Source organism: Pedobacter cryoconitis, assembly GCF_001590605.1.
GTDB classification, from domain to species: domain Bacteria; phylum Bacteroidota; class Bacteroidia; order Sphingobacteriales; family Sphingobacteriaceae; genus Pedobacter; species Pedobacter cryoconitis_A.
On sequence record NZ_CP014504.1, the window covers coordinates 4,834,207 to 4,848,135 of the forward strand.

The 13,929-nt window shown below is 39.1% G+C and carries 10 protein-coding genes; 5 read left to right on the plus strand and 5 right to left on the minus strand.

Annotated elements, in window-relative coordinates:
* Nucleotides 1-12: 12 nt before the first annotated feature.
* Together AY601_RS20405 and AY601_RS20410 are read right to left on the minus strand one after the other, a co-directional pair.
* Entirely contained in the window at nucleotides 13-3,285 is a 3,273-nt protein-coding gene (locus tag AY601_RS20405; RefSeq protein ID WP_068404575.1) for a SusC/RagA family TonB-linked outer membrane protein, read from the minus strand.
* A 627-nt stretch (nucleotides 3,286-3,912) separates the two neighbouring features.
* The gene (locus AY601_RS20410; protein WP_068404577.1) at nucleotides 3,913-6,399 is read right to left on the minus strand and encodes a M14 metallopeptidase family protein; all 2,487 of its coding nucleotides are present in this window, start codon (nucleotides 6,397-6,399) and stop codon (nucleotides 3,913-3,915) included.
* Between the two features lie 149 nt (nucleotides 6,400-6,548).
* On the opposite strand from AY601_RS20410, the gene AY601_RS20415 reads away from it, so the two are divergent.
* A complete protein-coding gene (locus AY601_RS20415; protein ID WP_068404579.1) occupies nucleotides 6,549-7,850 on the plus strand; it encodes a UDP-N-acetylmuramoyl-tripeptide--D-alanyl-D-alanine ligase in 1,302 nt (433 codons plus the stop codon).
* 288 nt (nucleotides 7,851-8,138) lie between these two features.
* Here AY601_RS20415 and AY601_RS20420 read toward each other — a convergent pair whose 3' ends face one another.
* The 3 genes from AY601_RS20420 to AY601_RS20430 are packed head-to-tail and all read right to left on the minus strand — an operon-like array spanning nucleotide 8,139 to nucleotide 11,249.
* Nucleotides 8,139-8,621, minus strand: a complete 483-nt coding sequence (locus AY601_RS20420; RefSeq protein WP_068404581.1) for a gliding motility lipoprotein GldH — start codon at nucleotides 8,619-8,621, stop codon at nucleotides 8,139-8,141.
* A complete protein-coding gene (gene ricT / locus AY601_RS20425) occupies nucleotides 8,608-10,098 on the minus strand; it encodes a PSP1 domain-containing protein (RefSeq protein WP_084359365.1) in 1,491 nt (496 codons plus the stop codon). The genes AY601_RS20420 and ricT overlap by 14 nt, the downstream gene beginning before the upstream one ends.
* A 2-nt stretch (nucleotides 10,099-10,100) precedes the next feature.
* Entirely contained in the window at nucleotides 10,101-11,249 is a 1,149-nt protein-coding gene (locus AY601_RS20430) for an ATP-binding protein (RefSeq protein ID WP_068404584.1), read from the minus strand.
* Between the two features lie 39 nt (nucleotides 11,250-11,288).
* On the opposite strand from AY601_RS20430, the gene ruvX reads away from it, so the two are divergent.
* From ruvX to AY601_RS20450, 4 genes are read left to right on the plus strand one after another with little or no spacing between them, the layout of a single operon-like run.
* Complete coding sequence (gene ruvX, locus AY601_RS20435; RefSeq protein WP_068404585.1) at nucleotides 11,289-11,705, plus strand: Holliday junction resolvase RuvX; 417 nt, start codon at nucleotides 11,289-11,291, stop codon at nucleotides 11,703-11,705.
* A gap of 8 nt (nucleotides 11,706-11,713) precedes the next feature.
* The gene (locus AY601_RS20440) at nucleotides 11,714-12,349 is read left to right on the plus strand and encodes an O-methyltransferase (RefSeq protein WP_068404587.1); all 636 of its coding nucleotides are present in this window, start codon (nucleotides 11,714-11,716) and stop codon (nucleotides 12,347-12,349) included.
* Nucleotides 12,350-12,352: 3 nt separating this feature from the next.
* On the plus strand, nucleotides 12,353-13,063 hold the full coding sequence (locus AY601_RS20445; RefSeq protein WP_232324639.1) for a glucosaminidase domain-containing protein: 711 nt from the start codon (nucleotides 12,353-12,355) through the stop codon (nucleotides 13,061-13,063).
* Nucleotides 13,063-13,899: a glucosaminidase domain-containing protein gene (locus tag AY601_RS20450; protein WP_068404593.1), complete on the plus strand. Its 837-nt coding sequence runs from the start codon at nucleotides 13,063-13,065 to the stop codon at nucleotides 13,897-13,899. Before AY601_RS20445 ends, AY601_RS20450 begins: the two co-directional genes overlap by 1 nt.
* The last annotated feature ends 30 nt before the right edge of the window (nucleotides 13,900-13,929 follow it).

Genomic DNA, 13,929 nt, shown 5'->3' on the forward strand with positions numbered 1-13,929 from the left:
AATGAGTAATTTTTAAAATGAAACTTTTAGATTGATACCATAATTTCTTACAGATGGCTGTGCAGTGAAGTCAAACCCTTGTGCATTCGAAGCACCAGAAGAGTTGATTTCAGGATCTGCATATACATTCTCTTTAGCTGTCCATAAGAATAGGTTGTTACCATATAATCCAACAGTTAATGCACCAAAAGGACTACGTCTTAACTGATCTTTAGTAAATTGATAAGCAATACTTGCAGAACGTAGTTTAATGTAAGAAGCATCGATTACGTTTACACCAGGAGCAACACTACCAGTGTAATAATCTTGTTTGTTATAAGTTGCAGTAGTATTCACAACTGAAGCACCGTTTTCAATGTAAACAGAGTTAGGATAGATCACACCCATTCTGTCTCCACCTGTAATCTCAGCAGCTCCTGAGAAACTTAAGATATCTTTAGTTCTCGAGAAAAATTTACCTCCCTGTTTAGTATCAAATAACACACTTAATGATACTTGTTTGTATTTAAAAGTTGTTCCCAATGAAGCTTGGTAATCTGGATTGTAACTACCTAAATATTGAGCACTTTTAGTTTGAAGAGGCAAACCGCTTGATTTACTTACAATAGTTCTGCCTTGAGCATCAGTCTGGTTAGTAACCCCATAGAATTCACCATAAGGTTTGCCAACAGCGGCAACAATACCCATTCCACCAAATCCACCAATAGTAACCTGATCAACTCCAGGTAAAAGAGAAACAACTTTACTTTTGTTTCTAGTATAAGTTCCGTAAACTTCCCAGGTGATGTCAGTTGTTTTAACGGGAGTACCTCTTAAGCTTAACTCCAAACCATTATTTTGGACCTCTCCAGCATTTAAAACACTAGCACCATAACCTGTAGAATTAGGAATAGGAACTGGTAAAATTTGATTTTTAGATTTGTTTTTATAATAACTGAAATCTACTGAGAAACGGTTATCAAAGAAACCTAATTCTGTACCCACCTCGAAAGATGATGTCTTTTCTGGTTTAAGGTTAGCATTTCCAATAATACTGTTAATCATTAAACCTGGTACATTGTTAAAAGGAAAAGTTGTACCTCCGAAAGCACTACTAATGTTTCCACGAACATAGTTAGTAGCTAATTGATAAGGATCAGTATCATTACCAACCTGAGCATAACTTGCACGAACTTTACCATAAGTCAACCAGTCTGCTACTGAAGAACCTTTCAGCAATTCAGAGAAAACAAATGATCCACTTACACTAGGGTAGAAGAATGAGTTATTTTGTGGAGGCAATGTTGAAGACCAGTCATTTCTGGCTGTTGCTTCTAAATAAATTAAGTTTTTGTAAGAAAGATTTAAATCTGCATATAAACCAACTAATCTTCTTTTGCTGATCTGGTCAGTCATAATATTAATAGGGCCATTGCTGTTTGCTAAGTTATACCAGTCAGGAACAACTAAACCACCACCAGTATTTGTAGCAGTCTGATTAATGTTGCTTGATCTTTGACGGATATTATTACCTAACATTAATGATCCTTCAAAATCATCGTTAAATTTATGACGTGCAGTAACCATTAAGTCATGCACTAATTCAGTTACATTAAACTGATCTATTTCATAAGATCCAACATTTGATTGTTTATTACCATCCGGATCGTACATATTACCAGTATCAGCTGGATTAAAGCTATATTTTGGAGCGATTATTCTGCGTCGGTCTGAATAAGTATCAATACCAACTCTTTCTTTTACGTCTAACCATGTTGTAGGTTTATAACCAATATTGAAATTTCCTGTTACACGGCTGATATTGTCAGTATTTTGAAAATTTTGTAAAACATAATATGGATTCAGTGTATAAGCACCATAATAACCATAAAGATCATCATGAACTACGCCATCTGCACCTGTATATCCGTAACCATTATATTTGTTACTCAAATCTTTCAAGCTGCTCAAATCAATATCTCTAGGAGTTTGATATACGTTATTCAATACAGAAGAACCACCTTGTCCACCACCAATATTGGTACTGGCAACATTCGTATAATTGAAGTTAACACCTGCTGAAAATTTGTTACTGAAGTCAGTGTTACCGTTAAACCTTACACCATACTTATTGTAATCATTACTTTTTCCAGGGAAAACACCTTTAGAATTCAGTGAGTTTAAACCTAAATAGAAAGTAGACTTATCAGAACCACCAGAGAAACTCAGATTGTTATCTGTAGCAAATCCAGTTTTAAAGAAATCTTTAACGTTATCTTTAACTGCTGAATAAGCCTTCTGCTGACGAACACCGTCAATCTGTTGTCCCCAAGGCTGTACAGTTCCTGTAAAAGGAGCTCCCCAGCTACCATTTTCCCTTGGGTCATTTATATATTGCTGAACACCATTAGTAACTAAAGGATCACCATCATCACCAACTGCATAATAACCTTGTCCATATTGATTCTGGAATTTAGGCAATTTTAAAATTGAAGAGAAAGTATTGGAAGTGTTAAAAGTAATAGAAGTTTTATCAGCACCTTTAGCACCACTTTTTGTAGTAATAATCAAAGCACCGTTAGATGCACGTGCTCCATAAAGAGCCGCAGCAGCAGGGCCTTTTAATACGGTTACCGAAGCGATGTCATCAGGAGCAATATCATTTCCTCTGTTACCAAAGTCAACACTTGATCTGTCATCACCACTACCAGCTGCACTACCACCAGTAATACTCGAGTTATCTACAGGCACACCATCAATCACAATCAGCGCCTGGTTATTTCCATTAATAGAAGATCCACCACGAAGAACGATACGTGATGAACTACCTGGAGTATTTGAACTCGAAGTAATGTTAACCCCAGCTACTTTACCAGTTAAAGAAGTAATTGCACTTGGATTCCCGCCCGATGTCAATTCATCGTTTTTAATAGTTGGCGCAGAATAACCTAATGTTCTCTTTTCTCTTTTGATCGAGTTTGCTGTAACGACAACTTCACTTAATGATTTAGTATCAGCTGCAAGGCTCACACTAATAACATTACCTGCTTTAAGTTCAACAATCTGATTAATATACCCTAGTGAGCTGAATTCAAGGCCTGTAGCTCCTGCTGGAACTTTGATTGCGTACTTTCCGTCAGATCCAGATTGTGCTCCACCCTGAGCTCCTCTGATTTTTACACTGACACCAGGAATGGGCTGCCCGTCATCCTTTCCTGTCACAGTACCAGTTATTGTTCTGTCCTGAGCCATTGCAGCTACTGCAACGCATAGGAACAAGAATAAACTTAGTATAAGTTTTTTCATAAAAAATATTTATATAGGTTGTTAATAAGTTAATAAGCATCTAAGATAAACTAAAAAACTATTATTATTATTTTTTTACTCCTTTTTTGAGTGTTGTAACATAAAAATCATAAACTGGCATTACAGCTAGTAAAAGGATATAACCTATATAAAACAGGCACTTTATAAACCCTGAATTCACCAATAAAGGTTAGTGTAAGAGTCAACTTTTGGCACAGCCGTTTGCACTATTGTAAAAACTATTTAACAAAAAGAAACGGTAGCACCCCCTTTCACCCCCGTTATTAACCAACAATCGATTATCGGAAGGTTTAGTATTAAAAAATTTCGTGTTAATCGATTTAGGTTTTAGAAAAAATCAATTATTCCAAAAAAATAAGCTTAAAAAAATAATAATTCACCTGTAATTGCTATAGTTTCAAGCCGTATATCACAGTAAATCTGTACACTTATCTATTGGATTTGAACAAAATATGAGGAGTACCATTTGCTGTTGTTCAGCATTGATTATTCTATGAAAACAATTTTCTGTCTTTTAAGGCGCCTATAGCCGAACGCTATAGGAATAGCCTCAAAATATGACATTAAGAAAACAATACAAACTGGATTACCGGTCAATTTTAGCAATTAAAAAACAAGAAAAATTGTATTCACGAATAATTGTTTCCCACTTTCCCAAAATGAACGGAACAACAAGTTACAAGAGAGATACACAATATTTCCTTTACCAGCTGGCTGTACCCCAAACAACATTCCTTGTGTGAGCTTTTCCTGCACATTTTTACCAGCAATTCCTGTTACATAGGCATCCGGTTTCAGCACGCCAACATTCCAACCCTTTTGTAAAGGCTCATAAAGCTTATCATCTGTTTTTAAAGTATAATAAACTTCTCCCAGTCCAATAGAAAAAGGATGACTTTTATCCAGATTGACCTTATAAATAGCACCAGGAATGGCGTCTGCCGCATTGTCCCTATCCTTCTCCTTATAACTCCGGAAAAAACCTTCTTTTGTTGCTGCACCTGGAAACTCTTTTTTCCTGATGTCGAATGGTTTGACCCCTGCCACACTTGAAATTGCATCTTCCAGCAGGATCACTTTACCACCAAGGTTAATCCAATCCTCCAATTTCTCCATATTCCTGCGCATATAGGTGCCGTCAGGTAAAATCAGGACATTGGTGGTCGCCAGATTTAAGCTTCCAATACTTTGCTCAGCTATAATATTCAATGGATAGTTTAGTTCCTGCTCAAAAAAGTGCCAGACTTCCCCAGCACTCTGCGCAGAAATATCCTGACCAGCAACCATCGCAACCTTAGGTACAGGGAGTAACGGATATGCAGAAGAACCCAGATCTTTTCCCTTCTCTACGTAACTGCCAGCAATAGCAAAGAAGGGTTTTCTATATTTTTTAGAAAGTGCAGTAATATCAGCTTCAATCAACTTATTTAGCTTTTCATTTTCGGCTCTGTAAATTAATAATGATCCTGCCTGACGAACTATTCCTCCAACTGTGAAAGCCTGTTCCGCAATACGCACCTTAATATTTGCCCGATGCAGTGCGATCAAAATCTGCGCATCCTCAACTGCATCCCAGGATAAAACCCAACCATAAGGTTTTGCTAAAACCAGCACGCTATCTTTCCGGGTTTCAGGCTCCGGGAATTCCCCGGTAAAAACTTCTTTACATGCAAAAGCATTCAGACCGTAAGCATAAGGCAATGCCCATGCAGTAATGTCATAAGTATTTGAATCAGTAACCATGGTTTGAGGTTCAAACAACACATTAGCGAGAACAGAGGCAGGTTGTTTAAGACTAATGACCATATCATTTCTGCCGAGCCTGAAAAGCGCTGTCTTCTTTGTTGCGAAATTAAATCCTGTTATGGTTTTATCTCCGCCAAAAGCATATTGGATATTGTTTTTTTTTAATAAAGCAGCCATTTTTTTCACTCTGCTTATATTATCAGCTTTTACTACGTAGGTTTTATAAGTGCCCGTAGGATAAGAAACGGCTTGTGTAAAATATTTCTTAAACTCCGCAACCAATTTGTAAGCATTATCAGATACCGTTTCGAGCGTGGCGAGCCCGGTTGTGAGATGATGGTTTATTCTGTCTTTTAAAGTTAAAGAATCACCGTTTGCGATCACCACTGCTAAACCAGCGCCAATTCCACCTTGCTCATAAGTCATTCCAATTGCCCCATTATATAAAGGATAGGTATCTCCATAAGATGGGTACAATAGATCGAATCTCTCTTTTGTGAAGTATTGCCATCCATTTTTATCGAAATATCTGGCGTTATTTTTTCCTGCTATAATTTGAAATTCACGTTGGAAAGCCGTGATATCCTGATGTACCGGTTCGGCAGCAGGTGCAAAATAGTAGGGTTCATTATAGCTTTGTTCATGAAAATCGATATGGACTTCAGGCATCCATTGGTGATACAAAACCTGACGTTGCTGGGTTTCAATTTGTGATTGCCAAGCCCAATCGCGGTTAAGATCAAAATAATAGTGATTAGAACGCCCTCCTGGCCAAGGTTCAATATGTTCTCTGGAAAGGGGGTTTGCATCAGGAATAAGTCCCGCTACCCCCGTATAATAATTGATATATCTTTCTCTCCCATCAGGGTTCAAACAGGGATCAATAATGACTATCGTATTTTTCAGCCAATCTTTTGTCTGCCGGTTTACACCCTCAGCTAAAGTATACAGCATTTTCATAGCCGTCTCTGACGAACTGGCTTCATTTCCATGAACATTGTAACTTAACCATAAAATAGCTGGCTGTTTACTGAGATTGAGCTGTCCGCCTTCTGCCTTACTCAAACTTAAGTTATTCTTCCTGAGCTGTTCCAGATTATTCATGTTCTCTTTTGAGGAGATTACAGCGGCCATTAGCTCACGATGCTCATAAGACTTTCCATAATTAATGAGTTTGATGTTACTATCTGCTCCTGCCAGGTATTTAAAATAAGCCAGGATCTGGTAATGCGGCGTAAATCTTGTACCTAATGGATAGCCTAAAAATGTATCAGGAGATTTTATCTGTGCCTGGACAGCCGTAAAGCAGATGAATAACGATAAAAATAAGAACGTAATTTTCTTCATCAGGCTGGGTTGATTCAGGTTATTAATACTAAGTTAATTTAGAGGTTGTTTAAATTTAAACGATTTCTTGACACCAAAGTACTAAAGAATATTTTTTGTTTGTCATCCATAATGTAATTTTACCAACGATTACTTCAACAACCTACGCCATGTCCCAAATTGAATCTATTTATCAACACTACCTGTCAAATCCGGTGATCTGTACTGACACCAGAAATATTAGTGCAGGCTGTTTGTTCTTCGCGCTGAAAGGAGAGCATTTCGATGCCAATACATTTGCAGCAGAAGCTTTAAAACAAGGTGCTGCCTATGCGATTATAGACAATGAGGAATATCTGATTAATGACTCCTGTTTATTAGTTGAAGATGTCTTAACTGCTTTGCAGGATTTAGCCCGTCACCACCGGACGCAGCTTCATATCCCTATTATTGGCCTGACAGGGAGCAACGGAAAAACAACCACCAAAGAACTGATCAATGCAGTACTGAGTGCGCAATATAAAACCTTTGCTACAAAAGGGAACCTGAATAATCATATTGGTGTTCCTTTATCAATTTTAGCTATTGCACCAGATACAGAGATCGCTGTGATTGAAATGGGTGCCAATCACCAAAAAGAGATTGAGTTTTTGTGCACTATTGCCCAGCCTACCCATGGAATGATTACGAATATCGGGATGGCTCACCTGGATGGATTTGGAGGTTTTGAAGGCGTAAAAAAAGGAAAAGCCGAGTTATTCACTTATCTCAAAAACACGGATGGTATAGCTTTTATAAACAGAGACAATCCATATATTATGGAAATGAGCAGTGTTGCGCAATTAGCTCACCTGGTTTATTACGGAACCGTAGGGGAAAACTTCGTGTCCGGACAACTTTTGAAATCAGATCCGCTGATTGAGTTAAGCTGGAAAAAACAGCAGGAAGCTTTTAAAGCTCAGGCCAACCTGACAGGGGCTTATAATTTTGAGAATATCCTGGCAGCAATTTGTATTGCATCTTTCTTTGAGCTTAGTCCAGATCAGGTTAATAAAGGCTTAGCAGCATATTTTCCGAACAATAACCGCTCACAATTGACTAAAACGGCCACGAATACCGTCATCTGCGACTTCTATAATGCTAATCCAAGCAGTATGACTGCAGCGCTTGGCAATATCTCTATCCTCGAAGCCAAAAACAAAGTTGCTATCATTGGGGATATGTTTGAACTGGGTCCGGAAACTGAAGAGCAACATAATTTGATAGCCGCTTTGGCAGAAAAATCAGGGTTAGATACCGTCATTTTAATCGGCAAGCATTTTTACGCGCTAAAAGACAAGTTTGAAGGGCTGTTTTTTAATACGCCAAAGGAAACTGAAGCCTGGTTAAAAGAGAATCCTGTAACAGATAGCCTTGTTTTACTGAAAGGTTCAAGAGGGATGGCTTTAGAGCAGTTATTGCCAGTCTTGTAAAATCAATAAAAAAGCTTGTATTCTGCTTAGGTTTTGTAGGGGTACTGGCATACTACTGGTATACATTGAAGTAGGGTTGAAGTAGGGTTGAACTACCCTTGAAGTACCTCAGGCTACTTCAATCCTACTTGAACCCTACTTCAATACTAGTTCAATGTATACCACAACCCCTACAGTACCCCTACAATACCCCTGCACAAATGCGTTTTCAAATAAAGGCAAAATCAACAAAAAACCCGGTCTTGTAAACAGCCGGATTTTTCAATAAATAGCCATAAAAATATATTCTTATTTCACTGGAACTCCGGAAACGGTAATTCCTGCATCGCTGATTTCCTTTAAAGGATTATCACGCATATTTTGTTCAATTTCAATAGTATATTTCCCTGCTTGCGGAAAATGGTAATTAGTCAGTAATGGGAGAACAGAAGTATATAAGTTTCCCGAACCTTTGCCCAGCCATTGCCCGTCAGACTCCGCGAGTTTATATTCATAACGTCTGGTGATTTTAGGTAAACCAGGGCCGCTCAGGTGCATCAAAATATAAATATTAGCATACCTGTAATCAGCAGTATGCCTAAGCTTAAACTTAAGAGATACAGGCATTGCAGGATCTTTGATCTCTGCAGTGCCCTTAATCTTATTGACATAGCTCCAGTTACGCTGAGGCATTTCTTCGTTTGTATCAATCAGGTTATTTGTATTACATCCCAGCAGTCCTGTTGCCAGTACACTGAAAAACAACAATACAAAAATCTTAATTCTCTTCATTCTTTGGCTTATCCGTTGGTTTGTTACGTCTGCGGTTATTCCTTGACCTGTTATTTCTGCTGGCAGAAGGGGCTTTCACCACTTCTCCATCTTCTGTTTTAACTACCTCAGGCGCTTTTTTCACTTCCTGATTCCTTCTGTTTTCAGCAGGTTTCTGATTTGGCTGTGCTGTTTTCTGAGCTGGCTGACCTGGTTTTACACCCGGCTGGCTTCCTTTTGCAGTTTGCTGGTTTGGCTTAACAGCTGGCTGACCCGGCTTAACAGCTGGCTGACCCGGCTTAACAGCTGGCTGACCCGGCTTAACACCACGTTCAGCTCTGTTAGGCGCATTCGTTTTATTCCTGTTATTGTTATTTTTTGCGTTTTTATTTCTTGGTTTATCATCCAGACGGGTTAAGCTGTCCTGACCAACAACATTCTCATAATCAGGGATTTTCTCTACGAAAACTGTAGTTTCCAATTCTACCGCTTCATCTTTTAAATTCACCGGCTTCTGGCCCTTTTTATTCATGGCCATGATTTCTTTCACACGGTCCACTTTCAATGGGATCCAGTCTTCCTGATTTGGATAACTAAACCACATTAATTTCTTGAAAATATCTGTTTTTTGATGACGCGCTGTCCCTATTTCTGTTTGAAGACTCTCCACACGGTCCGGAATATCCTTTAAAGCATCCAGGTAAGTATCCAGTTCATAGTTCAGGCAGCATTTCAACTTACCACATTGTCCGGCAAGCTTTAAAGTGTTCAGGGAAAGATTCTGATATCTTGCAGCAGCTGTAGAAACTGTTTTAAAGTTAGTTAACCAGGTAGAGCAGCATAATTCACGTCCGCAAGACCCGATCCCACCTAATCTTCCAGCTTCCTGACGCATTCCGATTTGCCTCATTTCAATCCTGATGCGGAAAGTTTCAGCCATTTTCTTGATCAGCTCCCTGAAATCTACCCGCCCTTCTGCAGTATAGAAGAAAGTTGCTTTGGTTTTATCACCCTGATAATCCACGTCACTGATTTTCATCGAAAGGCGCAGGTCAAGAGCCAGCGTACGGGCCTTGTGCATAGTTTCCCATTCCAGGTCTTTTGCCAGTTTCCATTTATCCACATCAGCCTCTGTGGCTTTTCTGTAGACTTTACGGGTCACCTGATCCATTGGTGTTTTACGGCGTTTCATCTGCATACGCACCAATTCTCCTGTTAAAGAGACATGGCCAATATCATATCCGCCAGTAGAACCTTCTACCGCAATCAGTTCCCCGATTTCCAAATAAATATTATCAGTATTCAGATAAAATTCCTTTCTCGCACCTTTGAATTTAACCTCTATAACCTCGAAAGGCTTATAATTAGAAGGCATGTCCAAATTAGACAGCCAATCGTAAACTTCCATTTTCTGGCAACCTCCAGTAAGGCATGAGCCATTACTTTTGCAGCCTGAGGGGGCGCAACCGCCACCTGTAGAACAACTTCCACATCCCATAACTAATTGTATATATGTTGAGTCCCTTTCGGGAGCGTTTTAAACTTGATTATTTTTACCAATTGTAAAGATACATCTAAAAATAGTATTTTAGGATTAGCGTTACGTTCTATATGATAATGTGCTTGCTCCAGCTCAGTGATAATTGCCGAAGCCATATTCAGATCCAGTACGTGTTTGCTTAATTTTTGTGCGGTATCAAGCGTCCTGGCAGGTAATTTCACTAAACTATCTGCGCCGCTCATCAGTAAACTGCACTCTCTTAAAAAGCTGATTCCGTACTTTAAAAAATTCTTTTGATTTTCTCTTCCCCAGCTTGCTGCCTGATCTACGAAATTGACCAGATCAAGCACCTTGTTCCCATAACCCATTCTTAACCATTCTGCAAAAACGTCTGCATTATCATTGTGTGCTTGTGCAGCCTGCAGTTTAGCTTCAATTAAATTACCGTCTGCCAGAAAACTATACGTCGCCGCCTGTTCTTCCGACAAATTGTGATTGCTGGTCAGGTAGTTTTGTACAGTTTCAAAAGGGAGCTTCGGTATTTTGACAATTTGTGTCCGCGACAGCAGTGTAGAAAGGATATGTTCCTGATTGTTTGCGACCAATAAGAATAAAGTATTTGCAGGTGGCTCTTCAATAATTTTCAACAAAGAGTTGCCTTCTTTTTCCAGATATTCCGGCAGCCACATAATCAGCACCTTGGTCTCTGCTTCAAAAGCTTTATAACTTAATTTCTTGATGATATCATGGCATTCAGCGATATTGATATTCGCCTGTTTATTTTCAGCACTTAACCGTAATCGCCAGATATCAAGATCAACATAAGGGTCTGCCAACAGCATAGTCCGCCATTCTTCCAGTACATCGACAGCAATTTTAACATCTTTTGATGCAAAAAAAGGATAAGAGAAATGCAAATCAGGATGAATGTATCTTGCGTACTTCCGGCAAGAAGAACAAACCCCGCAACTATCGGTGTCAGATTTATCTAAACAATTGATGTACTGCGCATAAGCAATAGCAAGAGGTAAAGACCCCGTACCCTCCGCAGAGAGAAATAACTGGGCATGGCTCACCCTGTTTTCAACAACTGTTTGTATCAGCTGACGCTTTATTTCCTCTTGTCCAACGATCTCTTTAAACTGCATTTGGTGCAAAATAGTAAATTTATAACAATCTTTGCAGCTATGTCCCGTATTATCGCATTTGATTATGGTACCAAACGTATCGGCGTTGCCGTTACAGATCCACTGCAAATTATTGCTACAGGACTGGATACCATACACCCAAAAGATATTGTCGAATATTTGAAAAAATATCTGCTGACTGAACAGGTAGAAGCCTTTGTTATTGGAGAGCCAAAACAAATGGATGGTACCCCGTCGGAGTCTGCGCAGCATGTAAAAGGCTTTTCTACAACCCTGAAAAAAAACTTTCCGGAGATTCCCCAACATTGGATTGATGAGCGTTTCACGTCCAAACTTGCGCATCAGACGATCATGCAAAGTGGCCTGAAAAAACAGGACCGCCGCAATAAAGAGCGGGTAGATACGATTGCTGCAACAATTATTTTACAATATTTCATGGAAGAACACCGTTTATAGAACATCACATGAGCCTGATTAAAGAAGACTTACAACTTTTACTACTGAATTTCTGCGAACCGGAATCCGAATTGCTACAGCGGATTGACCGGGAAACTAATCTGAAGGTTTTAATGCCAAGAATGCTTTCAGGCCACTATCAGGGCCGAGTTTTAAGCATGCTCAGTAAGTTGATTACCCCTAAACGTATTCTCGAAATCGGCACTTTTACCGGCTATGCTACTATATGTATGGCAGAAGGGCTTGCCCAGGATGGGATCATTTATACTTTAGATAAAAATATGGAACTCGAAGACCGCGTTCGTGGGTATTTCGCTGTTTCACCTTACAATTCACAAATAAAATATATCATGGGTGATGCCACCCAAACCATCAATAATTTAGACGAGACTTTTGATCTTGTTTTTATTGATGCGGATAAGAAAAACAATGGGACCTATTATGATCTGATCTTTGACAGGGTAAGACCAGGTGGGTTAATCATTGTTGATAATGTGTTGTGGAGTGGAAAAGTACTAACACTTCAACAAGACAGAGATACCGTTAATATTAGTACTTTTAATGATAAAGTTGCTGGAGATGACAGGGTGGAGAAATTAATCTTACCGGTTAGGGATGGCTTGTTTATCATCAGAAAAAAATAAAATATGATGACAAAAAAACTAATGCTGATTTGGATGGCACTAATTTTACTGGGCTCAGCTGCCCAAAGCCAGACTGTTACCCAGTACGTTGAGGAACACACAGATCACGCACAAGAATTAATGAGAGCATATGATGTACCGGCAAGTGTAATCCTTGCGGTCGCCATTCATGAATCCGCAGCTGGTAAAAGTAAAGTCGCCCGCCATTTGAACAATCATTTCGGCATCAAAGGCGCAAACAGTAATGCTGAAATCAATTCTTCTTACCGTGATTTCGAGAGCGCGGATGAATCTTATGATAATTTCGTTGAGGTATTACAAAACAAATCTTCCTTCAGTAAATTGTTCGATGAGTGTGATCAATATGATTATGCAGCCTGGGCAAAAGGGATTCAGCGGGGTGGTTATGCCAGCAGCAGGACCTGGGCTAAACAGGTCATTGCAATTATCAATAAATACGAACTGTATCAATATGATGAAAGGCCTGATGACTATGCGGAACCGGTAAAAATTGCCCCAGTAAGTTTCAAAAAGCATCATAGCCGTAGTTATAAAGCTAAGAAACATCGTTCTTCTGTTCAATTGTATACCGTTAGAAAAGGGGACAACCTGAATAAAATTGCGGAATCACATGGTACTTCTTCCAAATTACTGATGCGTAAAAATGGATTGAAGAAGTCGGCACTTAAACCTGGACAAAAAATCAAGCTTTAATGAAACAAACATTCTTACTCTTCGCTGTAGCGATCGTTTTCTTATCCTCGTGTAAATCGAGAAAGTATCACCGGAACAATACGCAGATTGAAAAAGCTGCCAATAAAGCGAATCCGAATTTTACTGATTACAATACGCTGAGCTATATCGAAGCTTTTAAGGGTGTGGCCATTCAGGAAATGAATACCTATGGAATTCCTGCAAGTATTACATTGGCCCAAGGTATAATTGAGTCTGGCAGTGGAAATAGCAGCCTGGCAAAATATGCAAACAACCACTTTGGGATTAAATGTACTGCAGAGTGGAAGGGAAAGGCATATTATAAAGATGATGACCAGCGTAATGATTGTTTCCGGGTTTATAAAGATGCCAGGGAGTCTTATAAAGACCATTCTGAGTTTTTAAAGCGGAAGCGTTATGCTCCGTTGTTTGAGCTGGATAAAAATGATTATAAAAACTGGGCTAAGGGTTTGAAACAGGCTGGTTATGCAACCAATCCAAAATATCCTGACATGCTGATCAATACAATTGAGAAATACAATTTGCATCAATATGACCAGTCTGAATCTGAACCGGATAAAATTAAACGTGAAGACCGGGTGTTTACGGAAATCAATGCCAATATCCCTAAGGAAACGAAGAAATTTGCACCGGTAGAAATAACTGCCCCTAAACAGATTATCAACACGACAGATCCTAATTATACCGTTCAGAAAGGTGATACACTTTATAACATTTCAAAAAGATTTAACATGACTGTCGACGAATTAAAGTCGCTGAATGGTCTTTCGGACGAAGGTGTAAAAATAGGACAGAAGCTGGTAGTAGTTAAATAATGTTAATATAAGCCGTTTGGCTTCGTCTTA